This is a genomic window from Rhizobium ruizarguesonis (genome assembly GCF_012349115.1).
Lineage (GTDB): Bacteria > Pseudomonadota > Alphaproteobacteria > Rhizobiales > Rhizobiaceae > Rhizobium > Rhizobium ruizarguesonis.
Map to the genome: position 1 here is coordinate 116,121 of NZ_PQIG01000089.1, position 25,478 is coordinate 141,598.

The following is a 25,478-nucleotide window of genomic DNA, read 5'->3' on the forward strand; positions in this document are numbered from 1 at the left end:
AAGCCATGCCGAGACTTGGCCCGGATCGCGGCAGCGCAATGGCCGCGCAAGCCGTTTCGGCATCAAATTTTCGTCATGATTTCAACGGATCCCAACGTCGAAAGGAATTATTGCCGGCGTCCTTTCAGTCTCGTGCAAGCCGGAGCTGGTCATCTCGAATTATCTTCAGCCTCGTGAGCCGGCTCGTAAAATTCCGCTGTCGAAATTTATGGTTAAAACCTTGTTAAAAGCCTTGGCGTTATAGTTTTTGTAGTCGATATTTCGTTCATTGCGGGAGCGATATTTTTGAAATCAGCCGGGGAACTTCTGGAGTTGGCTTGCCGCCGGATCGCTGATCTGGATACCCCGGCCTATGTCAAGAACAGCGAGCTGCGCTACATCGCTGTCAACGAGGCCTATGCCCGTTTTCTAGGCCGCGAGATCTCCGATTTCATCGGTAGGCGCAGCCGCGAGCTTCTTGACCGTCCCGAGGAAGAGGATCGTGAGGACAAGGAACGCCGTGCGCTGGTGTTCGGCACAGAGGAAAACGCCATCTGCTTTGATGCGGCGGGCCTCAGCCATGAACGCATACAGATAGAAAGCTTTTCGCCATCGGCCGACCGGGCTTATGTGCTCGGCATTTTCGAAGTGCGAGAGCCGCCGCGCCGCGCCGTTGACGATAGCGACGTCGCCGCCGATTTCGCCCGCGTGCGCGAGGCGCTGGAACAGCACGACCATCCGATCGGCATCTTTGCTGGGGATGGCCGGCCGCTGGTCGTCAACGCCGCCTATCGCAACGGCGCAAAACCTGCGGCTATCAGCGAAACGGCCTGGCACGAGAGCGTCAATGAGCTCGACCTGCTGCGGACCATCCTGGAGGACCTCCCGGTCGCTGCCTTCGTGCGCGATGAGAAGCATCGCCTCGTCTATGCCAATCAATATTACGAAACCTTCAGCGGCCATAACCGTTCTCGGGTCCTCGGGATGACCGAACACGAAATGTTCGGTCCGGACGGCGGCGAGGCGATCTACCAGGAAAACCTGCTGGCGTTGGAGGGAGGCACGTCGAAGGAAATCGAAAGCCTGCTGCCGAGCAAGGACGGCCATATCTATTCCGTCCTTTCGCGCGTCAATCGCGTCGTGACGGCGGATGGACGGCCCTATGTCGTCGGCTCTTTTTCGGACATCTCGCCACTCAAGGAACGAGAGAAGGCGCTGATCGAAGCGCAGAAACACAAAGAGTTGCTGCACCGGGACATCGAGAATATCCTCCGCTCGCTGCCGGTCGGCGTGCTGATCCTCGATAACGACCACCGGATCCTCTACGTCAACGACGAGTTCTACGGCATCTGGGAGCTGCCACTCGACGATCCATTCGACGGCCGCCCCTTCATCGACGTCATCCGCCGCAATTATGAGCTCGGTCGTTACGACGGCACGCAGACGCCCGAGGAGATCTACGATTTCCGCAAGCACCTGTTCGAGACCGAGGAGCCCGAGCCGATCGAGCTCGGCTGGGCGGGCGGCAAATCCGTCATCTTCGATAGCCGCCGTATCTCGAATGACCGAATCCTGCTCACCTATGCCGACATCACGGCCGTGCGTGAGCGGGAAAAGGAGATCCACGAGACCCGCGCTGCGCTGGAGCGGCTCGGCGAAATGATGCGCGATGCGACACACGCCATGCCGCAGGGCCTCGCCATCGTTCAGGACGGCATCATCAGGATGTCCAACGAGGCGCTTTCTGACATCCTGCAGATTCCGGCCACCTATCTCGAGCGTGGCGAGGGTTGGATTGGCATGTTCGAATATTGCGCGGCGCGTGGCGATTTCCACGATGCGGCGGCTGAAACCCTGCAGGGTTGGCGCGACAATATCGCGGCCAGGTTGCCGATCTCCACGGCCTTTCACGTCGGCGGCGAGCGCTGGGTGAACATGGATGCGACCGTCAGCCGGGGACAGCATTGGGTGGCGCTTTTTACTGACGTCACCGAACTCAAGAGCCGCGAAGAGGAACTACGCCAGCTGCTGTCGCGCGCCGAAGCCGCCGATCGCGCCAAATCCGAATTCCTTGCCAATATGAGCCATGAGATCCGCACGCCGATGAACGGCGTGCTTGGGATGGCGGAACTGCTTGCCAAGACCAATCTCGATACCCGCCAGAAGACATTCGTCGACATCATCGTCAAATCCGGCAATGCGTTGCTGACGATCATCAACGACATCCTCGACTTTTCGAAGATCGATGCCGGGCAGATGAAACTGCGCAAAGCCGCCTTCGACATCACCGAAGCGGTAGAGGACGTGGCGACACTGTTGTCTTCACACGCCGCCGAGAAGAACATCGAGCTCCTGGTGCGGGCCGCACCCGATCTGCCCGCCGCCGTCATCGGCGACGCCGGGCGTTTCCGTCAGATCGTCACTAATCTCGTCGGCAACGCCGTCAAGTTCACTGAGCGCGGCCATGTCTTCGTCGATGTCGGTTTCGAGACAGCTGCCGGCGGCGAGATCATGGCGAGCATCCGTATCGAGGATACCGGTATCGGCATTCCGCCGGAGAAGCTCGAATCCGTCTTCGACAAGTTCTCGCAGGTGGATGCCTCATCGACCCGGCGGCATGAGGGTACCGGCCTGGGTCTTGCGATCACCGCCGGGCTCGTCGACCTCTTCGGCGGTTATCTCAACGTCGACAGCGAATGGGGCAAGGGTTCGGTCTTCACCGTCAATCTGCCGTTTGCGGTCGCGGCCGCCCGCCTTGAGCCGAAGCCGTTGCCGATCAACGTGCAGGGTGCGCGCATCCTCGTCGTCGACGACAATGAAGTGAATCGGCGAATCCTGACCGAGCAATTGTCTCTTTGGGGCTTTGACGGCGTGGCCGCCGAGGGTGGCGGTACCGGTCTTGCGATCCTGGAGGCGGCTGCCGATCTTGGCGTCACCGTCGATGCCGTCGTGCTCGATTATCACATGCCCGATATGAACGGTGCCGATGTCGCGCGCAGGCTACGAGCCGATCCCCGCTTCGTCGAACTGCCGATCATCTTCCTGACGTCGATGGATATTTCGGGCACGGAGAAGGAATTCGCGGCGCTGAACGGCCATGCGCATCTGATGAAACCGGCGCGCGCCAACGTGCTGCGCAACACCGTCGTCGAGGTGGTGCGCGCCAGCCGCGTCAAACAGGCCTCCGAGGCCGAGATCGCCCGGCTGCAGACGGAAGCGGCCGTGCCCGCGCCCGCACTCGTGCCGCAGAAGCGGGCTGCTGAATTCGTCGACGTGCTCGTCGCCGAGGACAACGAGGTCAACCAGATCGTCTTCACACAGATCCTGCAAGGCACGGGTCTTTCCTTCCTCGTCGTCGACAATGGCGAGGAAGCGGTCGCCGCCTGGGAGCGGTATACGCCGCGCATCATCATGATGGACGTCTCGATGCCCGTCATGAACGGTCATCAGGCGACCCAGACGATCCGCGAACGGGAAAAGGGGCAGGGCCACCGAGTGCCGATCATCGGCGTCACCGCCCATGCGCTCGAAAGCGACCGCGAGCTCTGCCTCGATGCCGGCATGGACGATTACATGTCGAAGCCGATCAGCCCCGAGCTGCTTGAGGAAAAAATCCGCCAGTGGCTCGGAACAAGCGAGCAGCAGCCGGAGCGCACTACAGCGCCGCGCATCTTTTAAGACGCGAAAAGGACGCTGTAGCACTTTGAATGGCTACTGATCTGCACGCTGATCGGGTGATGCCTTGATGCCGCAGAGCATTTCGCGCTTGCCGGCAAAGCCCTTGCGGCGCTCGACGGCGAAGCCCGCGGCGATGAGGTTGCGGCGCACGAAGCCGGCCGCCGCATAGGTGGCGAAAGTGCCGCCCGCTGCGCTTTTCTCACAGACGAGCCGCATCAACTGCTCCGACCACATATCGCTGTTGCGCGACGGAGCGAAGCCGTCGAGATACCAGGCGTCGAAGCCGGGCTTGGCTGCCGCGACGCCGTCCAAGGCATGGCCGCAGACGACGCTGAGCGTCGTCTGACCATCGAGATCGAGCGAGATGGTATCCGTGGGTGTTTGCGGCCACGTCGCCGTCAGCGCCTCGCGTTCGGCATCGATCTCCGGCCAGTGCGACAGCGCCCGGCCGATTTCTTCGCTGCGCATCGGGTGGAGTTCGAAGGAGATGAAATGCAGGTGCTGGCTGTCTGCACGGTGGAGTTTCCATTGCCGCCAGGTTTCGGCGAAGTTCAGGCCGGTGCCGAAGCCGAGTTCTCCGATCAGGAATTTCTGCCGCCCGTTCCAGCGCTCCGGCAGGCCATTGCCGGCGAGAAAAACATGGCCGCATTCCAGCCGCCCATCGGTCTGGCAATAAAAATGATCGCCAAAGGCTGTGGAATAGGGCATATCGCCGTCGCGCCATTCGAGCGGCTGCGGCGCGCCCGCGCCAATCTGATCGGGGTTCACATCTGTCATGGAAAAAGCCGATAGTCCTGCGCCGGTCTCAGGTCAATCGTCCTACGAATTGCTGATCGTCGGCGGCGGCATCATGGGTCTCTGGGCGGCCGTCCATGCCGAGCGCCGGGGCATCCGTACTCTTGTTACTGACGCCGGCAGATTGGGCGAAGGTGCAAGCGGCGGCTTGCTTGGCGCGCTGATGCCGCATATGCCGGACCGGTGGTCTGAGAAGAAGCAGTTCCAGTTCGATGCACTGGTCTCGCTCGAAGCTGAGATCGCCGCGCTTGAAGCCGAAACGGGGCTTTCCGCCGGTTATACCAGGTCCGGGCGGGTGATCCCGCTGCCGAAGCCGCATCTCAACAAAATAGCGCTCGGTCACTCCCGGGATGCCGAACGCCATTGGCGGGCGGGCGACCGCCGTTTCTACTGGCATGTGCTCGACAGGCCTGATGTGGACGGCTGGATCGAGGCGTCTGCCGGCGAGAGCGGCTTCGTGCACGACACGCTCGCTGCCCGCGTGGCGCCGCGCTCGCTGATTGCGGTGCTCGTCGCTTTCCTGCGGCGAGCAGGGCATGTGCGAATTGGAGAGCATGCCGGGATCGCCGATCTCGATCCCGATCGCGGCACGGCCGAAATAAACGGTGAAACCATCGCTTTCGGTCACTGCATCCTGGCTGCCGGTCATCAATCCTTTCCGTTGTTGCAGGGCCTGACGGCGGGGCTGAAACAACCGCTTGGCCAGCCGGTCAAGGGGCAGGCAGCGCTATTGAAAGCCGATATCGACCCGGCGCTGCCGACGATCTTCTTCGACGGGCTCTATGTCGTCGCGCACGAGGGCGGGCACGCGGCAATCGGCAGCACCAGCGAGAACCGTTTTGAGGATCCCACCTCGACCGACGCCCAGCTCGACGTGCTGATCGAGGCGGCGCGCGGCATCGTGCCAACCCTTCGCGATGCCCCCGTTGTCGAGCGTTGGGCGGGGCTTCGCCCGAAGGCGATCGACCGAGATCCAATGATCGGCCGCCATCCCGATCACCGGCGCCTGATCGCGCTGACCGGCGGCTTCAAGGTCAGCTTCGGGCTCGCCCACAGGCTGGCGGAGGCGACGATATGTATCGCAGGCGATACAGACTGCGGATTTTTGCTGCCGGAAAGCTTCGCTATTTCAAGCCACATCGCGGTGGCTTCACGTTAAACGTGAATTCGGCGCCGCTGCGTTTCGTTATTCTGTCATGCAAATCACCTATCTGCTTGCGCATCGACAGCGCCGGATCTGGACGGCGCTCATTTCCTTGATGGAGGAAATTGCATGCGCTATGCCATTTGCTTCACGCCCCCGGCGAGCGACCCGCTGTCGCTCGTGGCCGCCAATTGGCTTGGCCGAAATGTGTTTTCGGGCGATATGATGGAGCCTCCGGCAGTTCGTGGCCTCGGCATTCACGAGATCGCCTTCCATACCGCCGTGCCCCGGCGCTACGGTTTTCACGGCGTTTTGAAGGCGCCGTTTCATCTGTCCCACGACATGTCCGAATCGCAACTCCTGCGCGATTTGATGCGTTTTTCCGGGACTTTCGTTCCCTTCCAGATTCCGCGTATCGAAGTCGCCCGGCTCGGCAATTTCTACAGCCTGCTGCCGAGTGTTCCCTGCGAGCAGATCCAGTATCTTGCCTCGGCGCTGGTGCAGGAATTCGATCGTTTCCGCGCACCGCTCAGCGAGGCCGAGATTGAACGCAGCGATCCGGACGGGCTGTCGGCGACGCAATTTGCCAATCTGCATCGCTGGGGCAATCCCTATGTGATGGAGGAGTTCCGCTTTCATATGCCGGTGACGGGCCCCGTCAACATGATCGATATGCCGCGCATCGAGCCGGTGCTGCGGACGATCTTCGAGCCTGTCCTCTGCGAACCTGTCACGGTTTCGAACGTGGCGTTGATGATCGAGGAGGGCACGGGCGGCCCTTTCCGCGTTCATTCGCTGCATCCGATGGGCAAGGTCAGCGCGCGCAGGATCGCCTAAGGATGCCGATGAGCTAAGGCCTTGCGCTGCCAAGACAAAATCTGGTCGAGCAGTTTCCGTCTCGACATTCCGGCTGCGGATGCTACCGTTCCCCGTCTTTTCAGAAGGTGATTTGATGGTATCCGAGACTTATCCGCGCAATCTCGTAGGTTACGGGCGTCTGACGCCCGATCCGAAATGGCCGGACGAGGCACGCGTCGCCGTGCAGTTCGTCATCAACTATGAGGAGGGCGGCGAAAGCTCGATCCTCGACGGCGATGCGGCTTCCGAAAACCTGCTGTCGGAGATCGTCGGTGCGGCCGCCTGGCCAGGGCAGCGCAACCTCAACATGGAATCGATCTACGAGTATGGTTCGCGTGCCGGCTTCTGGCGGCTCTGGCGAATGTTCACCGATCTCAAGGTGCAGGCAACCGTCTACGGCGTGACGCTGGCGATGGCCCGCAACCCCGAGGCCGTTGCCGCGATGAAGGAGGCCGGCTGGGAGATCGCCAGCCACGGCTACCGCTGGCTGGAATACAAGGATTTTCCTGAGGATCTGGAGCGCAAGCATATCCTCGAAGCCGTGCGCCTGCACACCGAACTCACCGGCGAGCGGCCCTACGGCATGTACCAGGGCAAGCCTTCCGACAATACGCTTCGACTGGTGCAGGAGGAGGGTGGTTTCCTCTATTCCTCCGATTCCTATGCCGACGACCTGCCTTACTGGGTGAAGGGCGTCGACGGGAAACCCTTCCTGATCATCCCCTATACGCTCGAAACCAACGACATGCGTTTTGCAACGCCGCAGGGCTTCAACGCCGGCGATCAGTTCTTCACCTATCTGAAAGACGCCTTCGACACACTTTATGAGGAAGGCAAGGCCGGCAGCCCGAAGATGATGTCGGTCGGCCTGCATTGCCGCCTCGTCGGACGTCCCGGCCGGGCAGCGGCGCTGAAACGCTTCATCGAATATGTGCTGAAGCACGACAATGTCTGGATTCCACGCCGCATCGAGATCGCCGAGCATTGGCACAAGCACCATCAGCCGGAAGCGCTCTGATGGTGTCGCGCGAGGATTTCGTCTCCCGCTTCGGCGGCGTCTTTGAACATTCGCCTTTCATCGCCGAGCGCGCCTATGACGCTGGCCACGTGACGGGGCCGCTGACGGCGGCCGGCGTGCATGCGGCCCTTGCCGCCGTCTTCCGGACGGCAAGCCCACAGGAGCGCCTCGGTGTGCTCCGCGCCCATCCAGATCTTGCCGGGCGCCTCGCAATATCAGGCGAACTCACCGAAGACAGCCGGAAGGAACAGTCCGGCGCCGGTCTCGATCGCCTGAGCCCGGCCGAACATGCCCGCTTCACCGAACTCAATTCGTCCTATGTCGAAAAATTCGGCTTTCCCTTCATCATCGCCGTCAAGGGACTTGGCAAGGACGACATCCTGTCGGCCTTCGAAACACGCATCGGCAACGGGCAGGACGAGGAATTCGCGACCGCAACGGCGCAGGTCGAAAAGATCGCGCTGCTGCGCCTCACATCGATGCTGCCGGAGGCTGAATGAGCGAGCGGCGCGCTGTCGATTATCTCAACGATATGCAAGAGGCGGCATCCGATGCGCTGCTCTTTGTCGGAGGAATGGATGGGGAGGCGTTCGCCGGGGATAAACTGATCTTCAAGGCGGTTGCCTTCTGCCATTTCACCATCGGGGTGGCGGCATCCCGTCTGCTGGTGACATATCCGGCATTTGCAACCGAGCATCCCGATTTGCCGTGGACGAAAATCTGCGGGACGGGCAACCGAATCCTCGACGACGTCTTCGATCTCGATCCCTCCGACATCTGGGAGGCGACGCAGCGCACGCTGCCGGAGCTTCTTGCCGCGATCGATGGCGTCCGCAACTGGCATGCCCAAGGCGAGTAAGGTAATTGACTGAGCTTCTCGACGTCCGCCCGCTCACCAGATCCGTCTTTGCTCCCTTCGGTGAGGTGATCGAAGCCGATCCGGCCTCGATGCGGCTGATCAATGGTGGCACGACGGAGCGTTTTCATGCGCTGGCCGCCACTGAGGCGACGGGTGAGGGCGCACGCGTCATCATCAACCTCTTTCGTGGCCAGCCGCGCAGTTTCCCCTATGACGTCGGCATGATGGAGCGCCATCCCTTCGGCAGCCAGAGTTTCTCGCCGGTCTCGGGTCGTCCCTTTCTCGTCATCGTCTCCGAGGATGAGAACGGCCGCCCGGGCAGGCCGCAGGTGTTTCTCGCGCGCGGCGACCAGGGTGTGAACTACCGCCGCAATGTCTGGCATCATCCGCTGATGGCGCTCGAGCAAGCCTCAGATTTCCTGGTCGTCGACCGCGACGGGCCGGGCAATAATCTGGAAGAATACTTCTTCGAAACCCCTTTCACGATCAACGAGCCAGACCCATGACCGGACTGACCACGCATGTTCTCGACACCGCCCTCGGCAAGCCCGCCGAGGGCCTGAGGATCGATCTTTTCCAGCTCGACGGCGAGATCCGCAGACATCTGAAGACGGTCGAGACCAATGCCGACGGCCGGGTTGATGGCGGCCCCATCCTCGTTGGTGAAAGTTTCCGTGCCGGCATCTATGAACTGGTCTTCCACGCCGGCGATTATCTGAGGGCCAGCGGCACGCCGCTGCCGCATCCCGCCTTCCTCGATCTCGTGCCGATCCGCTTCGGTATTGCCGACGTCGCGGCGCACTACCATGTGCCGTTACTGATATCGCCTTATGGCTATTCCACCTACCGAGGGAGCTAAAAAATGCGGTTTGCGGCAATTGCCGATATCCACGGAAACCATCTGGCGCTCGAGGCCGTGCTTGTGGATATTCGTGCGCAGGGGATCGATGAGATCGTCAATCTCGGTGATTTCTTCAGCGGCCCGCTCGAGGCCGGCAAGACGGCAGACTTGCTGATGCCGCTCGGCCTGACCTCGGTCCGTGGTAATCACGACCGCTACCTGATCGAACAGGACCCGGCGGCAATGCATGCTTCGGATGCCGCCGCTTACGGTCAATTGTCGTCGTCTCATCTCAATTGGATACGAAGCCTGCCGTTCGATACCGTCTATCGCGGCGAGATCTATCTCTGCCACGCAACGCCGAAGGACGACAATCTCTACTGGCTGGAATCGGTCTCGCCGGAGGGCTTCGTCTTCCTGAAGCCGATCGAAGCGATCGCGGCACTGGCCGAAGGCATCGACCTGCCGCTGATCCTCTCCGGCCACAGTCACATTCCCCGCGCTGTCCGACTTTCCGACGGCCGCCTCATCGTCAATCCCGGCAGCGTCGGCTGCCCGGCCTATGACGACGAGCTGCCCTATTACCACAAGGTGGAAGCCGGCCATCCGCTGGCGAGTTATGCCATTCTGGAAAAGGCGGCGGGCGGATGGACATGGCAGTTCAGAACCGTCGCCTACGACTATATGGCGATGTCGGCACTGGCCGCCGAAAGGGGCCGTGCCGACTGGGCAGGCGCGCTGGCAACGGGTTGGGTGAGATAGAGCAGGATGCCGAAAAGTGTGTGCGGTTTTCGGGCGACATCATGCTCTAACTATTTAATTTAGAACAGGATTCAGATTTTAGGCCGAACCGGCCTAAAATCATCCTGTTCTAGTCCAGACCCGCTTGTGCGGTGATCAGTCCTTCTTTGGTGCCGGCTTAAGGGCCGGAGGGATGATCGTTTGTGTCGGGGCTGCGGCCGGTGATGCCGGCTTTGCCGGGGCTGCGGCGGTTGCAGGTCTTGCCGGTTTTGCGCCATCGAGATTTCCGAGAAGAGATGAGATGGCATCGTCGCCGTCGAAGCCGGCTTCCTTCAGCAATTTGTCGAGGATCGGTTTATTCGCCTGATAGGAGAGGAGCTGGCTGGCCAGTCCTTCGCCGAGCCCGATGCCGTTTCCGCCGGTCGCTCCGTTTCCGCGGCCGAGCATGCCGCCGGTATCGAATATCCTGATATCGGAGATTTTCTCGATCGGCTTGACGGCCTCGGCGAGCGCCTGCGGAATGATGCGGATACGTTCGCGGGTGATCTCGAACTCGATGATAGCAGAGCTCAACTTGTTGCGCGCGTCGTTGAGCAATGCTTCGCTCTCGGCCGCGGCCTTGCCGGTTTCGAGAATGCCCTTGGCCTTGATGATCGCCGCATCCGCCTCGGCGGTTGCGAGCGTCTTGATGGCTTCGGCCTGGTCGCTTGCTGCCTGTTTTTCGGCCTCCGCGCCGACGGTGACGGCGGTTGCTTCCGTCTCGGCTTTCTTGCGCGCATCAATCACGGCAATCTGCTTTTCGCGTTCGGCAATCTCGATCGCCTTGGCGGTGCCGACTTTTTCCTCCGCCGCTATCGCCAGCGCGCGGGCCGTTTCCGCAGCCGCCTTCGCTTCGGATTCTTCGCGGCTCTTGTTGGCAACGGCGATCGCGCTCTCCTGTGCCACGATCTGGAGGTCACGCTTGGCTTCGGTTTCGCGTTGCTGGACGGCGCGGGCGGCGTCGATGTTGGCGCTTTCGCGAGCCTGCTTGGCGGATGCCTCGCGTTCGGCGATCGCCTGTTCGGAAGCGATGCGGGCTTCCTCCTCGGCGCGTTTTGCGGCCTGCTCCTGCTGCGCGGTTTCGGCGCGTGTCGCCGCGGATTTGTTGGCGATGTCTCTTTCCTGGCTGAGTTCGGCCTCTCGCTTCGTCCGCTCGATGGTCAGCGATTGCTGGCGGGCCTCGAGATCCTTCTGGGCGATGGCGACTTCGGTGTCGCGAACGATCTCGTTCCGCTCCTTCTTGCGTCCCTCGGTGATGCGGGTCAATGCCGCCAGGCCTTGTGCGTCGAAGAAGTTGTTGGCGTTGAAATGCTTGATATCGGTCTGGTCGAGGCGTGTCAGCGACACGGATTCGAGTTCGAGACCGTTCGACTGGAGATCGGCGCCGACAGCTTCCTGCACGGCCTTGACAAAATCCATGCGCTGTTCCTGCAGCGCGTCGAGATTCATCGTCGCGGCCACCGAGCGAAGGCCGTCGACGAATTTCGCCTCGATCAAGATGCGGAGGGCCTCGGCGTCGTTGGTGCGGTTGCCGAGTGTCTGAGCTGCAAGCGCAATCGAGGAGGCATCGGGTTTCACGCGCACATAGAACTCGGCGCCGATATCGACGCGCATGCGGTCTTTGGTGATCAGCGCATCGCCTTCGCCGCGGCGAACCTCGAGGCGCAGTGTCTTCAGGTTGACCCGGGCGGTCGAATGGAAGATCGGCAGGACGACTGAACCGCCGTCGAGCACGACCTTCTGGCCGCCGAGACCGGTGCGCACATAGGCCTCATCGCGACTGGAGCGCGTGTAAAGAGAGGCGAGGACAAAACCGATGCCGAAGATCAGAACAATCCCAATGCCGGCTGGTAGAATAACGTCGTACATCATTGCTGCTCCCTGAAAGATTGATTGTTCGCATCGGTGGGGTCGACCGGCGCGGGAATGGCGATAAAGACATTTGCCTTGTGATCGACGAGAAGAACCGAAGCGCCGATCCCAAGCGGACCCTCGCCCTTGGCGGCTCGGGCTCGAAGCACATGCCAGTTTCCGTGCTGATCCTTGACACGGACGCGGCCCGGCAGTCCCTGATCGAGCGGGCCGATCGACACCTCGGCGGTCCGGCCGAGGAAGGCGTCGAGATCGACGGCATAGGTTTCGTCGTGCGGTACGAGCCGTGCCACAGTTCTGCTCGATGCCCTGACCATGGGGATGGTTGCGAGCGCGGCAGGTATGACGGCGATGAAGCTTGGCAGCGGCGCCCAGAAGGCGCTGGCGACGGCCTGCAAGGTAAACCCCGTCATCGCGAAGAAGCCGAGTGTCATCATCAGAAGAATCAGCAGGGGGACACCGCCGAGATTGAGCCAGGACAGGTATGCCAGGATGCCGTCATGGCCATGAACCTCCGGCTTTCCCAGAAATTCCGTCACAGAAAAACCCATGACCATCGCGAGCATCTCGATCGCGGTCAGACCTGCAAGCACGGCGGCGGCGATGGCAAAGGGAGCACATTCGGGTGCGAAGAGAAGGGCCATCGGCGTTACCGGTTATCCCCCTTGAAGCGTGCGAGGCGTGCCTCGATCGCCTGTTCGCGGTGCAACCGGTCGAGTTCGTCCAATTCGGAACTATGGGCATGCTCGCCAGCGGGAACTCCGGTCAGCCGAGAGACTGCCGCGGCAGCGCGGGCAGCATCTGCACCCGGTGCGGGCTGGCTATGACTGGTTGCGGCGTGTTCGGGATGCCTGGCAATGCTGCGCTTGAAATCGGCAAGGCGAGCGTCCGCCTCGCGGCGCGTGGCGAGCACGGCCTGCAAGGCTTTCTGGCCTTCGTCCAGCTGTTCCCTGGCATCGGCCAGTGCCTTATCCAGAGCTGCGATCTGGGATTCGAGATCGATCTGGCGGGCAACGCCGGCCTTTGCCAGGTCATCGCGCTGAGACGAGACAGCGAGGCGGATCTTCTGGTCGAGCGCGTTCAGGTCTTCGACGATTTCGTCCCTGCGGCTCTGGATGCGATATTCCTCGGCGCGCGCCTTGCCGAGATCGGTGCGGGCCTCATCCGCCGCTGCGTCGATTTCGCGGATCGCCTGTTCGATGACGGCGATCTTGTTGACGCCTTCCGCCTTGTCGACCGCCGCATTCGCGATGCCCGCGATCAGACGGCCCATACGTGAGAGAATGCCTTCGTTCGTCATGTTTTCCTCCATCCGAGCGGAATTCGGCGTAACGCCGATGTGAATCTCGTAGCGATCCTGGCCTGCAACGAGGTAGGCCGGAAAAATACTCTCCCATCCCCTGGAATAACCCGCGACATCGAAGGGCACGGCAACACGTCCGTGCACCGTGGCGATCGTCAGGTCCGCGGGGCCTTTGATGGCGAAGAGCTTGTCATCGAGCGGCAGATGCGGTGGATCGGCGGTGACGCCGCGATTGGCGGCGAAATCGCGAAGGCCGAGCGTGACCAGCCTTGCCGGCAAGCCCGTTTGCTCGCGGACGGTTTCATAGGCAAGGTCATGCAGCACGACAAGATTGGCGCCCGTCCTGTCGGTGACGAGGCCGGTCAGGATTTCGATCATCCTGAGATAGGCGGCAATGGTGTCATCAAGCGCCTGCCGGGCACTGTCGTCAGGCGCCAGCGTGTAACGCAGCAGTGATGGATGCGGTGTCTTGCCTGTGGTAGCCATAGGTAAAACATAAAGCACCGCTTTTGTGCTTTCAAGAGGTGGCGCTAAAAATACAACCTGGACTTAACGTGCGGTTAGGAGGACAGAGGCAGCATCGATTGTCGAGATATGTCGCGAGCCACCGCCGGCGGCAGTGAGCAGCCTGCTGAAAAGAGTTACGGACCCTTGAAGCCTAACGCGTGACCGGCGGCAAAAAGCCTCGATACAGTTCCGGATCACATTTGCCGATGGAAGAACTGGCAGCAGCAGATCGGCTCCGCTCCCTATCGGGCGGCCGTGTGCGCCTCGCGAATACCGGCGCTGATACGGTTGCGGATGGTCCATATGAGAAGTAGAGCCACCACCGCCCAAAGCCACGAAGTCCATGCTGCAAACGTACCGCCAACCGCGACAAAGATGCCGAGCGCGCCGAAAAGCACCGCGCGGTCGCTCTTGCCCAGCGGCCCGTCGTAACGCCGGCTTGCCCCGACCGTTTGACCCAGAACGCCGGTAAATTCCGTCAGCGCCGAGAGGAATATGACGGCCATCGCCGGTACCAAGCCGTTCGGATCGATGAGCGCAAACGGCAAATACAGGGCGACATCCGACACGACGTCACCGATCTCGTTCAGATACGCGCCTAAAATGCTCTTCTGTCCATGTTCGCGTGCGAGCATGCCGTCGATGGCGTTGAGGCCCATGCGCAGGAGAAACCATACAGGCACCAGCAGGAACCAATGCGGAAGCGGGGCGACACTCAGAAAAAGGCCCAATGCAACCGAGACGGCGGCGGCAACTGAAGTCACCTGATTGGCGGTGACGCCTCGTGCCGCGAGGGAGCGCACCAGAGGGCGAAGAATATTTTGAAATCTGGACTTCAATTGATAGACAGACATGCTACCTCAGTGGAATTTCGTGGCATCGGAAAAGTCTATCCCGGCCCGGGCGGTGCAGATCGTCGTATTTTGAGGAAGGCCACACTTCATATCGGTTCTCGCAAAGGGCTTACATTTGCGACTAGACTTTTGCAATGAAGACAAATCACTGTTCCCGTCAATGGTTGCAACCCATCCACCCATCAGAATTGGAGAAGACCGTGCTGCAAACTGCCGATAGTGGGCAACCGTCCTCGACGGCCAGACCAATGCGTGAATCCGAATTCGAGTCGCATGATGGCACTCGACTCTTCTATCGGACGTGGCCTTCGACGGGCGCTGCACCGAAGGGCGTAATCATTCTTCTCCATCGCGGCCACGAGCATAGCGGCCGCGTCGCCCATCTCGCCACCGAGCTCGGCCTCGATGATTTTTCCTTCTACGCCTGGGATGCACGCGGCCAAGGGCGTTCACCGGGAGAGCGCGGCTATTCGCCATCCTTTGCTGCCTCGGCGCGTGATCTCGATTGCTTCGTCCGCCATGTAAGCGAGACAAGCGGCACTGCTGTCGAAAACATCGCCGTCATTGCACAGAGCGTCGGCGCGGTCCTCGCCACCACCTGGGTGCACGACTATGCGCCGCCGATCCGTGCGCTGGTGCTTGCCTCACCAGCATTCAGCGTCAAGCTCTACGTGCCTTTTGCCAAAGAAGGCATTGCACTCTGGGAAAAGCTCAAGGGAACGTTCTTCGTCAATTCCTATGTCAAGGCGAAGTTCCTGACGCATGATCCCGAGCGCATCGCCTCGTACGAATCCGACCCATTGATCTCCCGGCCGATTGCCTCCAACATCCTGTTGCAGCTCTATGAGGCGGCAGCCCGCGTCGTCGGTGACGCCCGCGCCATCACCGTTCCGACCCAATTGCTGATCTCCGGCAGCGACTGGGTGGTTCGACACGCGCCGCAGCACCGGTTTTACGAAAACCTGGGCAGCCGCATCAAGGAACGGCATGTGCTTGCCGGCTTCTACCATGACACGCTCGGCGAAAAGGACCGCGCGATTGCCCTGGCCGAGGTCCGCCGTTTTATCGACGCGCGTTTCGCCGAGCCTCGGGCGCCTGCTGATCTTCGCACCGCCCATATCCAGGGCTATACCAAGGACGAGGCCGACCGGCTCGCGAGCCCGCTGGATGCCACATCTCCACGCGGCGTCTACTGGGCGCTCAGCCGTCTCAACATCAAGATCGGCGCCCTGGTCTCCGAAGGCATAAGGACTGGGGTCAAGACCGGTTTTGATTCCGGCTCGACGCTCGATTACGTCTACGAGAACAAGCCGCGCGGGCTTGGTCCCGGCGGGCGTTTGATCGACAAGGTGTTCCTCGAGGCGATCGGCTGGCGCGGCATCAGGCAGCGCAAGCTGCACCTGCAGGAGCTGATCGACCGCGCGCTGCAGCGCCTGAAAGCCGCCGGCCGCAGTACCCACATGCTCGATATAGCGGCCGGGCATGGCCGTTATGTCCTTGATGCGATCGAGACGGCTGCCGTGCGTCCCGATAGCGCGCAGTTGCAGGACTATTCCTCCATCAACGTCGACGCCGGCCGCAAGAGCATTGCCACACGCGGACTGAGTGATTTCGTGAGCTTCCGCCAGCAGGATGCCTTTGACCGCGAGGGGCTGGCTGCAATCACGCCGGCTCCGGATCTCGCGATCGTCTCCGGCCTTTACGAGCTGTTTTCCGACAATGCGCTGATCGCCGCTTCGCTCAATGGGATCGCCCGCGCGATGCAGCCCGGTGGTCTGCTCGTCTACACCAACCAGCCATGGCATCCGCAACTGGAGATGATCGCCCGCGCCCTGACGTCGCACCGCGGCGGCGAGGCGTGGGTGATGCGGCGGCGGACGCAAGAGGAAATGGACCAGCTGGTTGCCGCAGCCGGTTTCCGCAAGATCGAGCAGCGGATCGACCAGTGGGGCATTTTCACCGTCTCGCTGGCCGAGAGAGTCTGAGGGCAAAGCGTGGAGAAGGTACGTTCAACTTTTTCCCAGACAGCGCTGGTCCCGAAGCGGGCAGCGCTCTGGCTCGCCTTCCTGGCGCCGTCCTTCTATCTGAGCTATGGCGGCGCCAATTGGCTGGCATCGCAACGCGCTCATGTGCCGAACGTCGCCTTCGCATGGGAAAGCGCCATTCCGTTCCTCGGATGGACGATCATTCCCTATTGGTCGATCAATCTGTTCTATGCACTCTGCCTGTTCATCAACACGGTGCCGCGCGATGTGGATAGGCTGGCGAGGCGTTATCTGACGATCCAGATAGTAGCCGTAGCCTGCTTTATCGCGTTTCCGCTCGAAGCGACCTTCGTGCGGCCGGCAACGAGTGGCCTGCCGGGCTTCATGTTCGCCGTCCTCGGTGGCTTTGATAAGCCGTTCAATCAAGCGCCGTCGCTCCATATCGCACTCCTGGTGGTGATCTGGGATCATCTGCGCGGCCGGCTGCCGCGGAAGGTGCGGCTTCTCTGGCACCTCTGGTGCTTCCTGATCGGTGTCTCCGTGCTGACCACGTGGCAGCATCACATCATCGACATACCGACCGGCATGCTGCTCGGTCTGTTTGCCATCTGGCTTTTTCCGCGCGATGCCGGTTCGCCTCTCGCGAATTTTACGATGAGCGGCGATCCAAAGTCGCGCCGTCTCGGCTTCTATTATCTGTGCGGCGCCGTCGTATTTCTCGGTCTTGGAGCGCTCTGCACGCCTCTCTCGGCCGCAGCCCTTCTGTTGCTCTGGCCGGCTGTTGCGCTGGCGATCGTCGCGCTCGGATATTTCGGCGCCGGCCCGCAAATATTCCAGAAACGCGTCGATGGCCGGGCCACGCTTACCAGCCGCTGGCTGCTGGCACCTTATCGGCTCGGCGCTCTCATCAACATTCGGCTCTGGACCCGGAGAATGCCGGCATCGGTGGTGATCGCCGACGGCGTCCATCTCGGTCGTTTTCCGCGTCGCCACGAGGCCGACCGTTTTGCCACGGTGATCGACATGACCGGTGAACTTCAGCGCCCGGGCGGGACGCGCGCGCGCTGGTGCAGCTTTCCCACACTTGATCTTGCGGCCCTCGACAAGATCCAGACGCTCGCCGCGGCGAACCTCATCGAGACTGCGCGCCACCAAGGGCCGGTCCTCGTCTGCTGTGCACTCGGCTTCCAGCGGAGTGCCTGCGTCATCGTGCATTGGCTGCTCATCAGCCGACGTTGCGAAGATCCAGCCGAAGCCGTGCGGCGGGTCGAACGGACAGGGTGGCGTGTTCATCTGCCCGCGGAAAGCCTCCATGCCGTGACGGAGGGCTTGCAATGACGCAGTGGAATGTCACGGCCTCGGCGGCTGCGCGAAGTCTCGGCCGCAATTCGATATGCTGCGGGCTGGCAGCGCTGCTGCCACTGATTGCCGGCCCGATCGCCGTGGGATATCGCGGCTTCGTTCCATTGCTCGGCTGGCTCTTGATGCTCGTTTTCTGCGTGATGGTCCTTGCGCTGGCGGTCCATCTCCTCTTCGATGCGCTGCTGTTTCGCCTTGCGTCGAGCCACGAGACAGAGGCCGCCGGCCTTGCCGCCGTCGACGACCTGTTGTCCCGAATGCAGCTTCGCAAGCCTGGCGGGGCGCCGCTTGGCTTGGAGAGGCGGATTGCCGGGTCGCGCCGCATCGTCTGGCGGCAGCGTTTTGCCCTCGCCATCTGTCTGGTGATTTTCGCGATCCTTCTGTTCGATGCAAGCGACGGCCTGCCGCTATGCTGAATCGCATGCGGTCGATTGCATGATGGCTGGCTCGCGCCTCTTCTAAGCTGGCTTCTCCGGCAGGTTTACTGCCGTCCGGCGATGATCGACGAATTCACATCGTTAATGTCGCGCTTGCCGCAGAGCGCCATGGTGATGTCCATCTCCTTGCGGATGATGCCGAGCGCCAGCGACACGCCTTCCTTGCCCATGGCGCCGAGACCGTAAAGGAAGGGGCGGCCGATATAAGTGCCCTTGGCACCGAGCGCCACGGCCTTCAGCACGTCCTGGCCGGAGCGGATGCCGCCGTCGAGATGGACCTCGATGCGGTCGCCGACGGCGTCGACGATCTTCGGCAGCATGCTGATCGAGGAGGGGGCGCCGTCAAGCTGGCGGCCTCCGTGATTGGAGACGACGATCGCATCGGCGCCGGTGTCGACGGCCGCCTTCGCATCCTCCGGATCGAGTATGCCCTTGATGATCAGCGGGCCGCCCCATTGTTCTTTGATCCAGGCGACATCGGCCCAGGATAGCCGCGGGTCGAACTGCTCGTGTGTCCATGCGGAGAGCGAGGCGATATTGGTGACATTTTTCGCATGGCCGACGATATTGCCGAAGCTGCGGCGCTTGGTCTGCAGCATATCGAGGCACCAGAAGGGCCGGGTCGCCATCTGCCAGACATGTTTCGGGGTGAATTTCGGCGGCGCCGACAGGCCGTTGCGCAGGTCTTTATGCCGCTGGCCGAGGATCTGCAGATCGGCGGTCAGCACCAGCGCCGAGCATTTGGCGGCCTTGGCGCGGTTGATGAGGTTGAGGACGAAATCCTTGTCCCTCATCACGTAGAGTTGGAACCAGAAAGGGCGCGTCGTCACCGAAGCGACGTCCTCGATCGAGCAGATGCTCATCGTCGAGAGGGTGAAGGGAACGCCGAACTCCTCGGCGGCGCGAGCCGCCAGCATCTCGCCGTCGGCATGCTGCATGCCGGTCAGGCCGGTCGGCGCCAAGGCCACCGGCATCGACACTTTCTGACCGATCATCGTCGTTGCCAGCGTGCGGTTGGTCATATCGACCATCACCCGCTGGCGCAGCTTGATCTGGCTGAAATCGCTCTCGTTCGCCGCGTAGGTCGATTCCGTCCAGGCGCCCGAATCCGCATAGTCGAAAAACATCTTCGGCACACGGCGCCGTGCGAGCTTTTTCAGGTCAGCGATGGTGAGCGGAGCGGCCATGAATTGAACCTTCACATCTGAATGCGGCCATCGGCCATAACATGAATTTCGCGGGAGCGTTATGGGAAATTGGCCGTGCCGGGCTGCTTTCACGGTGCAAATTCGAGAGTAACAGGGCGTGTCATCGAAGCCCCGCCTTCAACGCAACACCGGCCACATAGGTCTCGGCGATCGCCCGGTCGTCACCCATCGTCTGCAGCAGGAAGAGTTCCTCGGGCAGCGTCTTCACCACTTCCATCTTCAGCGCCATGGCCGGTGTTGCCGTTGCATCGAGAACGACGAGATCGGCCTCGGTGCCGGGTTCCAGCGTGCCGATCCGGTCCGCCAGCGACAGGGCCTCGGCATTGCCACGCGTCATCAGGTAATAGCTTTCCAGCGGGTTCAGCCGTTCGCCGAGCAACTGCTGGATCTTGTAGGCTTCGTCCATCGTCCGCAGCATCGAATAGCTGGAACCGCCGCCGATATCGGTCGCTACCCCGATACGGACCGGTTTTTCACGCCGCGCCAGCGCCTTCATCGGAAACAGGCCGGAGCCGAGGAAGAGGTTGGAGGTCGGGCAATGCACGGCGACGGCGCCGGCCTCGCTCATCGCATCCGCCTCACGCTCGGACAGGTGTATGGCGTGGCCGAAGAGGCTTTTCGGCCCGAGCAGGCCGTAGTGGGCGTAGATGTCGGTATAGTCGAGCGCGTCGGGATAGAGTTCGCAGGTGAATTTGATCTCGTCGTGGTTTTCGGAAAGATGCGTCTGGATGTGCAGCTCGGGGAATTCGCGGGCAAGGGCTGATGTCGCTTCCATCTGCGCCGGTGTCGAGGTGATGGCGAAGCGCGGGGTGATGGCGACGTGGTTGCGGCCCTTGCCGTGCCAGTCCGATATCACCTGGCGGGTCTCGTCATAGCCCATCTCGGGCGTGTCGAGCAGGCCCTGCGGGGCATTGCGGTCCATCATCACCTTCCCGCCGACCATGCGCATGTTGCGCCGCATCGCCTCGGCGAAGAAGGCGTCGGCCGAGGTCTTGTGCACGGAGCAATAGGCGACCGCCGTCGTCGTGCCGTGGCGGATCAACTCGTCGTAGAAATGCGTGGCGATCCTTTCGGCATGCGCACTTTCGACGAAACGGCATTCCTCGGGAAAGGTATAGGTGTTCAGCCATTCGAGCAGATTGGCGGCGTAGGAGGCAATCACCTGCATCTGCGGAAAATGCAGGTGCATGTCGATGAAGCCAGGCATGATCAGATGCGGGCGGTGATCGATCTCAGCCGTATCCGCGGCTGCTTTTGCCTTGACGTCGGCATAGGCGCCGATTGCCGTGATCAGCCCATCTTCGACCAGCAGGCCGCCGTCCTCTTCGTAAAGATAGCTTTGGCTGTCGGCGAGGCTCAGCGGTGCACGATGGAAGGAAAGCAGGCGGCCGCGCAGGAGTGTCGTCGTCATTGTTTCTTGCTTTCGACTGCGCTCTCGAACCAGGCGACCAGCAGCTTGCGTTCGTCCGGCGTGATGTCGGTGATGTTGCCGGGCGGCATGGCATGGCTGCGGCCCGCCTGTATATAGATCTCGCGGGCATGGGCGGCGATTTCCGCGTCGTTTTCGAGCATCACGCCCTTCGGCGGCCGCACGATACCCTCATAGACCGGTTCGGCCGCATGGCACATGGAACAGCGCGTCGAGACCAGTTGCTTGACGGCGGGGAAATGCGGATCGCCGGCGAATTGCCGGAAGGCGGGCGCGACCGCCGCCGCATCCCTTTCGCCCGTCAGCAGCTTCGGCACGGTCGAAAGCCACATGATCAGGATGAAGAGAATGACGGTGACGATCCAGGTCCAGGTCGGCCGGCCCTTCCTGGCATGCGTGGTGTTGAACCAGTGGCGGATGGTGACGCCCATTAGGAAGACCAGTGCGGCGATCACCCAGTTGAACTGCGTACCGAAGGAGAGCGGATAATGGTTCGACAGCATGAAGAAGATGACGGGCAGCGTCAGGTAGTTATTGTGTAGCGAACGCTGCTTGGCGACCTGCCCATATTTGGGATCGGGAACCCGTCCGGCGATGAGGTCGGCGACGACGATCTTCTGGTTCGGAATGATGATCATGAAGACGTTGGCCGACATGATTGTCGCGGTGAAGGCGCCGAGATGCAGGAATGCGGCGCGGCCGGTGAAAAGCTGCGTATAGCCCCAGGCCATGAAGACGAGCACGACATAGAGCACCGCCATCAGCCCCCAGGTATTCCGCCCAAGCGGAGATTTGCAGAGCAGGTCGTAGACGATCCAGCCGAGGGCAAGCGACGCCAGCGAGATCAGGATCGCGACGGGCGGGCTGATATCGAGCACGTGCCGGTCGATCAGGAAGAGGTCGGCGCCGCCGTAATAGACGATGCACAGCATCAGGAAGCCGGAAATCCAGGTGAAATAGCTCTCGTATTTGAACCAGGTCAGGTGCTCCGGCATCTGGGCGGGCGCCACCAGATATTTCTGGATATGGTAGAAGCCGCCGCCATGAACCTGCCATTCCTCGCCATAGGCACCGGGCGGCAGATGCGGGCGTTTCACCAGTCCGAGATCGAGGGCGATAAAATAAAAGGACGATCCGATCCAGGCGATCGCGGTAATGACATGGAACCAGCGTGCCGCGAAGGCGAGCCATTCCCATGCTATGGCATATTCATACATCGAGTTCCCCTATCTTCCTCCGACTCGTGACATTGCGGAAATTTTGGCGGGGAGGGAAGAGGAGATTGAAGAACTGCACACGCGCAACGACCGGCGCGGCTAAAGGAGCAATGGAATGATCACCGCGCTCTACAGCGATCAAGTCATCGCCGAAAACGCGCCGATGGACCGGCGGTTGGCGGCGCTTATCCTCTCGCGAGGGAACCGCGTCGGCTATATCACGTCCGGTCCTGACCCTCAGCGGGCGTTTTTCGATGAGAAACGGCGTTACTATATGAGGTACGGGCTTTTTCTCAATCCCTTCGTCGATCTCGACGCGCTTTCCAATGATGAGGAAATCAGCCGGCTGTTTTCCTGTAACGCCATCCATCTTTCCGGCGGCCACACCGGCGATTTTTTGAGAAGGCTGCGGCAAAGCGACATGCTGGACAAGTTGAGTGCATGGGCACTGGGTGACGGCATTCTTGTCGGAACCAGCGCCGGGGCGATTTTGATGACGCCGACAATCGCCGTCGACGCGCTCTTTTCCGGCGGTTCGCCTGATGCGGTGCAGGATGGTGCGGCTCTTGATCTCCTGCCTTTCGAATTCTTCCCGCATCTGAACGACGATCCCGGCTATATCTCGGCGCTACTACGCTACAGCGAGAAGACGGCAACACCCATTCTCGCGTGTCGGGATGGCGAAGGTGTCATTCTCGGCAATGGGCTCGTCGAGATCTTCGGCGCTCCGCTGATGATTTCCGGCGGTTTTGCCGAAGTTGCCGATCGCGGTCGCATCGCTGATCTGCTGTCGCGTGCCTAAAAGCTGCCGAGAAGGCTGTGCATTATACTGAATCTGCTAATTCAGCAGATCTTGAACTGCGACGACTCGATTACAGTTATTTTGCAGGCCGCCGGAGTAAAATAAGAACCGTTAGATCATCGGCGGCGCATTCATCGACGGAGAAGATGCCCATGCGCAGCATTCTGACGTGTGTGATGATTGCGTATGCGTCGTTGGCGACGGCTCACGACGCACCTTCGGGGTGGAGTTATGACCCCTATTGTTGCAACGGCGACAGTCATAGTGGCGATTGCCAGATGATCCCTTCGAAAAGCGTGGCTGTGACGCCAGGCGGATATCGCGTGACGCTGCTGCCGGGCGACCACCGGCTGGTCACGCATGCTCATGTCTTCCTGCTGCCGATGACGAAGGCGATGCAATCCGGTGACAACGACTATCATCTCTGTCTGTTCCCGAACGAGGATACGCCACGCTGTTTCTATGCACCGGAAATGGGATATTGAAGGCGAGACCACAGGACCGGACTCGGCTCATGAATCGAGTCCCGTGTGAGACGATCTAATTTCCGGCTGCCTTCATCTCCTCAAGGATCCAGTTGCGGAAAGCCTTGATCTTCGGCACGTTGCGACGGTTTTCAGGGTAGACGAGCCAGTAGGCCTTGCCGTCGCTGCGGGTCAGTTCGAAGGGCTGATAGAGCCGGCCGAGGGCGATCTCGGCCTCATAGAAGGCAGGATGAAGGATGGCGACGCCATGGCCGGCGATCGCCGCGTCGGCTTCCACCGCCTGAGAGCCGAGCTGGTTGCGCGGGCGCCGGTCGAGATCCGTCTCCGTCACGCCGGCAGCCTCGAACCATTGTTTCCACCAGATGTCACCGGCGTCGAAGAGATCGAACTTCAGGAGATCGCGCGGCTCCCGGATGCCGCCTGCCGTCTCCGCCAGCTTCGGGCTCAGCATCGGCGTGAACTCCAGGCCCATCAGCCGGTGCAGCGTCAGCCCCGGCCAGTTGCCGTCGCCCCAACGGATGCCGACATCGATCTGCTCGCGGGCGAAATCGATGATATCCGAGCTCGCCTGAAAGCGCACCGCGATTGCCGGATGTTTCAAGTGGAAGGAGCCGAGGCGCGGCGCCAGCCATTTCGAGGCGAAGGTATGGGTCGAACTGATCGCGAGCATGCCTTCGACGCTGTCGCGCGCCGTCGCCATCGCGTCGTGCAGCATGGCAAAGGCTTCAGTCACCTTCGGCGCCAGCCTCTCGCCGGTCTCTGTCAGCGCGATCTGGCGGGGACGGCGCAGGAAAAGCGGCTCGCCGACATTCTCCTCCAGCAGTTTGATCTGATAGCTGACGGCCGTCTGCGTCATGCCGAGTTCATTGCCTGCCTTGGTAAAACTTCCAAGCCGGGCAGCGGCCTCGAAGACGCGCAGCGCATTCAGCGGGAATTGTTTCGACAGTTTCATGGATAAGTTCTCTTGATGCAGGCAGACGGTCGTTCGATTGGAATTGCAGCATTTTTGGCGGCAAACTGCAACTCATACCATCAATCTATCGAGGTGATGTCATGGACTGCCATGTTATCGAAGAGGGCCGGCCGCAGCAGAGAATCCAGATTTTCCGGCGTCTTGCCGGCTGGCTGGCAAGCGGCGCTGATCGTTTCTGCCGTCGGCCCCGGCTCGATCTCAGTGCTGCGCCCGATCGCGTCAAACGCGATCTCGGTTTCCTCGACGGACGCGATCCCTACTACGAAGACGAGCGCATGCGGTAGGCGCCAAGCGCCGTCAGGATCTCGGCGGCGGTCATGGCGGCGATCACCTCAGGGCGCTTGTCCCTGACCGCCGCGCCGCCGATCGGCAGCGTCAGCCGCTCCATCCAGCCGCGCTCTCCGCCGCCTTCACGGGAAAGCCAGCTTGCGAAGGTGGCGCGCTTGGTCGCCGAGCCGATCATGCCGGCATAGGCGAGATCCGGTCTTTCCAGCGCTTCGCGGGCGATGAGGAAATCCAGCGCGTGATCGTGCGTCAGGATGACGACCGCGCCGCCGGCCGGAATATCCTTCACCAGTGCTTCCGGCATCGGCATGAGCCGCGTCTTCGTCTTGGAAGGCAGGTTGGCGAGTTCCTCCCGCCGCGTCTCGACGACCGTCACCGACAGCGGCAGCGGCGCAAGGGCTGTTGCCAGCGCCCGGCCGACATGGCCGGCACCGAAGAGATAAACCTCCGGCAGACGCTCGACCTCACTGGTTAACCTGGCCTCGATTTCTTCGGCAACCGCCTGCGTCACCCGGCGAAACCGCAGCTGCGTGCGCCCACCGCAGCACTGACCGATGTCAGGCCCGAGCGGGATATCCATCTGCGCCATCCCGCCAGTTCCCGCGAGCATGTCCCGCGCATTCGCGATCGCCATGAACTCGAACTGCCCTCCGCCGATCGTGCCCCACAATGCGGTTTGCGATACCAGCATGAAGGTACCGGCCTCGCGTGGGGTCGAGCCCTGCGTGCCGGTGATATTGACGAGGATGCAGTCTGGGTGGGCGGCGAGGAAGGGGTGGATGTCGGTCATCTGTGGATGGCCGATGGGCG

At 61.4% G+C, this 25,478-nt stretch carries 25 protein-coding genes; 15 read left to right on the top strand and 10 right to left on the bottom strand.

The genetic code is table 11. The features are described 5' to 3' along the window. Positions 1-285: 285 nt before the first annotated feature. Entirely contained in the window at positions 286-3,657 is a 3,372-nt protein-coding gene (locus tag C3Y91_RS22105; RefSeq protein ID WP_024319460.1) for a response regulator, read from the top strand. Positions 3,658-3,690: 33 nt separating this feature from the next. On the opposite strand, the gene mnmC2 is transcribed toward C3Y91_RS22105, so the two are convergent. Next, positions 3,691-4,434, bottom strand: coding sequence for a tRNA (5-methylaminomethyl-2-thiouridine)(34)-methyltransferase MnmC2 (mnmC2, locus tag C3Y91_RS22110; RefSeq protein ID WP_024319461.1), 744 nt, complete (start codon positions 4,432-4,434; stop codon positions 3,691-3,693). Here mnmC2 and C3Y91_RS22115 point away from each other — a divergent pair. The 8 genes from C3Y91_RS22115 (at position 4,433) to C3Y91_RS22150 (ending at position 9,934) form a co-directional block, all read left to right on the top strand. Then, a complete protein-coding gene (locus tag C3Y91_RS22115; RefSeq protein WP_130662045.1) occupies positions 4,433-5,611 on the top strand; it encodes an NAD(P)/FAD-dependent oxidoreductase in 1,179 nt (392 codons plus the stop codon). The two genes, mnmC2 and C3Y91_RS22115, sit on opposite strands and share 2 nt — an antisense overlap. A 114-nt stretch (positions 5,612-5,725) precedes the next feature. Further along, complete coding sequence (locus tag C3Y91_RS22120; RefSeq protein ID WP_168251215.1) at positions 5,726-6,433, top strand: DUF1045 domain-containing protein; 708 nt, start codon at positions 5,726-5,728, stop codon at positions 6,431-6,433. Between the two features lie 115 nt (positions 6,434-6,548). After that, entirely contained in the window at positions 6,549-7,472 is a 924-nt protein-coding gene (gene puuE / locus C3Y91_RS22125) for an allantoinase PuuE (RefSeq protein WP_018073855.1), read from the top strand. After that, positions 7,472-7,972, top strand: a complete 501-nt coding sequence (gene uraD / locus C3Y91_RS22130) for a 2-oxo-4-hydroxy-4-carboxy-5-ureidoimidazoline decarboxylase (protein ID WP_018495258.1) — start codon at positions 7,472-7,474, stop codon at positions 7,970-7,972. Before puuE ends, uraD begins: the two co-directional genes overlap by 1 nt. Continuing rightward, the gene (locus C3Y91_RS22135) at positions 7,969-8,331 is read left to right on the top strand and encodes a HepT-like ribonuclease domain-containing protein (RefSeq protein ID WP_018073857.1); all 363 of its coding nucleotides are present in this window, start codon (positions 7,969-7,971) and stop codon (positions 8,329-8,331) included. The genes uraD and C3Y91_RS22135 overlap by 4 nt, the downstream gene beginning before the upstream one ends. A 5-nt stretch (positions 8,332-8,336) precedes the next feature. Continuing rightward, positions 8,337-8,837: an ureidoglycolate lyase gene (locus C3Y91_RS22140; protein ID WP_018073858.1), complete on the top strand. Its 501-nt coding sequence runs from the start codon at positions 8,337-8,339 to the stop codon at positions 8,835-8,837. Further along, positions 8,834-9,190, top strand: coding sequence for a hydroxyisourate hydrolase (gene uraH, locus C3Y91_RS22145; protein WP_018073859.1), 357 nt, complete (start codon positions 8,834-8,836; stop codon positions 9,188-9,190). Before C3Y91_RS22140 ends, uraH begins: the two co-directional genes overlap by 4 nt. A 3-nt stretch (positions 9,191-9,193) precedes the next feature. Continuing rightward, positions 9,194-9,934, top strand: a complete 741-nt coding sequence (locus tag C3Y91_RS22150) for a metallophosphoesterase family protein (protein WP_168251214.1) — start codon at positions 9,194-9,196, stop codon at positions 9,932-9,934. Positions 9,935-10,069: 135 nt separating this feature from the next. Here the strand turns inward: C3Y91_RS22150 and C3Y91_RS22155 are convergent, their stop codons facing one another. From C3Y91_RS22155 to C3Y91_RS22170, 4 genes are all read right to left on the bottom strand, one after another. Next, positions 10,070-11,824, bottom strand: coding sequence for a flotillin family protein (locus C3Y91_RS22155; RefSeq protein ID WP_130771794.1), 1,755 nt, complete (start codon positions 11,822-11,824; stop codon positions 10,070-10,072). Then, entirely contained in the window at positions 11,821-12,468 is a 648-nt protein-coding gene (locus C3Y91_RS22160; RefSeq protein ID WP_130692421.1) for an OB-fold-containig protein, read from the bottom strand. The genes C3Y91_RS22155 and C3Y91_RS22160 overlap by 4 nt, the downstream gene beginning before the upstream one ends. 5 nt (positions 12,469-12,473) lie before the next feature. Beyond that, positions 12,474-13,631 carry a PspA/IM30 family protein gene (locus C3Y91_RS22165; RefSeq protein WP_168575791.1) on the bottom strand — a complete coding sequence of 386 codons (1,158 nt, stop codon included), beginning with the start codon at positions 13,629-13,631 and terminating at the stop codon, positions 12,474-12,476. 245 nt (positions 13,632-13,876) lie between these two features. Then, positions 13,877-14,488, bottom strand: a complete 612-nt coding sequence (locus C3Y91_RS22170) for a CDP-alcohol phosphatidyltransferase family protein (RefSeq protein WP_018495251.1) — start codon at positions 14,486-14,488, stop codon at positions 13,877-13,879. A 200-nt stretch (positions 14,489-14,688) separates the two neighbouring features. Here C3Y91_RS22170 and C3Y91_RS22175 point away from each other — a divergent pair, with 200 nt between their 5' ends. From C3Y91_RS22175 to C3Y91_RS22185, 3 genes are read left to right on the top strand one after another with little or no spacing between them, the layout of a single operon-like run. Next, on the top strand, positions 14,689-16,473 hold the full coding sequence (locus tag C3Y91_RS22175; protein ID WP_018495250.1) for a bifunctional alpha/beta hydrolase/class I SAM-dependent methyltransferase: 1,785 nt from the start codon (positions 14,689-14,691) through the stop codon (positions 16,471-16,473). A 9-nt stretch (positions 16,474-16,482) separates the two neighbouring features. Beyond that, positions 16,483-17,811: a phosphatase PAP2/dual specificity phosphatase family protein gene (locus C3Y91_RS22180; RefSeq protein ID WP_130692417.1), complete on the top strand. Its 1,329-nt coding sequence runs from the start codon at positions 16,483-16,485 to the stop codon at positions 17,809-17,811. Next, positions 17,808-18,248, top strand: coding sequence for a hypothetical protein (locus C3Y91_RS22185; RefSeq protein ID WP_018073867.1), 441 nt, complete (start codon positions 17,808-17,810; stop codon positions 18,246-18,248). The genes C3Y91_RS22180 and C3Y91_RS22185 overlap by 4 nt, the downstream gene beginning before the upstream one ends. A 65-nt stretch (positions 18,249-18,313) precedes the next feature. Here C3Y91_RS22185 and C3Y91_RS22190 read toward each other — a convergent pair whose 3' ends face one another. The 3 genes from C3Y91_RS22190 to puuD all read right to left on the bottom strand — a co-directional run bounded on the left by C3Y91_RS22190 (position 18,314) and on the right by puuD (position 22,123). After that, entirely contained in the window at positions 18,314-19,456 is a 1,143-nt protein-coding gene (locus tag C3Y91_RS22190; RefSeq protein WP_024319470.1) for an alpha-hydroxy acid oxidase, read from the bottom strand. Between the two features lie 121 nt (positions 19,457-19,577). After that, positions 19,578-20,888, bottom strand: coding sequence for a guanine deaminase (guaD, locus tag C3Y91_RS22195; protein WP_024319471.1), 1,311 nt, complete (start codon positions 20,886-20,888; stop codon positions 19,578-19,580). Continuing rightward, entirely contained in the window at positions 20,885-22,123 is a 1,239-nt protein-coding gene (puuD, locus tag C3Y91_RS22200) for a urate hydroxylase PuuD (protein WP_168575792.1), read from the bottom strand. The genes guaD and puuD overlap by 4 nt, the downstream gene beginning before the upstream one ends. A gap of 115 nt (positions 22,124-22,238) precedes the next feature. Here puuD and C3Y91_RS22205 point away from each other — a divergent pair, with 115 nt between their 5' ends. Both C3Y91_RS22205 and C3Y91_RS22210 read left to right on the top strand, forming a co-directional pair. Next, on the top strand, positions 22,239-22,925 hold the full coding sequence (locus C3Y91_RS22205) for a Type 1 glutamine amidotransferase-like domain-containing protein (protein WP_168575793.1): 687 nt from the start codon (positions 22,239-22,241) through the stop codon (positions 22,923-22,925). A gap of 152 nt (positions 22,926-23,077) precedes the next feature. Then, complete coding sequence (locus C3Y91_RS22210) at positions 23,078-23,410, top strand: hypothetical protein (RefSeq protein WP_018073872.1); 333 nt, start codon at positions 23,078-23,080, stop codon at positions 23,408-23,410. Positions 23,411-23,465: 55 nt separating this feature from the next. Here C3Y91_RS22210 and gcvA read toward each other — a convergent pair whose 3' ends face one another. Beyond that, positions 23,466-24,362 carry a transcriptional regulator GcvA gene (gcvA, locus tag C3Y91_RS22215; protein WP_130656006.1) on the bottom strand — a complete coding sequence of 299 codons (897 nt, stop codon included), beginning with the start codon at positions 24,360-24,362 and terminating at the stop codon, positions 23,466-23,468. Between the two features lie 101 nt (positions 24,363-24,463). Here gcvA and C3Y91_RS22220 point away from each other — a divergent pair, with 101 nt between their 5' ends. Next, positions 24,464-24,667 (top strand): hypothetical protein, encoded by a 204-nt coding sequence (locus C3Y91_RS22220; protein ID WP_130656005.1) that lies wholly within the window; start codon positions 24,464-24,466, stop codon positions 24,665-24,667. Here the strand turns inward: C3Y91_RS22220 and xdhC are convergent. Continuing rightward, positions 24,643-25,458 carry a xanthine dehydrogenase accessory protein XdhC gene (gene xdhC, locus C3Y91_RS22225; RefSeq protein WP_168575794.1) on the bottom strand — a complete coding sequence of 272 codons (816 nt, stop codon included), beginning with the start codon at positions 25,456-25,458 and terminating at the stop codon, positions 24,643-24,645. The two genes, C3Y91_RS22220 and xdhC, sit on opposite strands and share 25 nt — an antisense overlap. Positions 25,459-25,478: the final 20 nt, after the last annotated feature.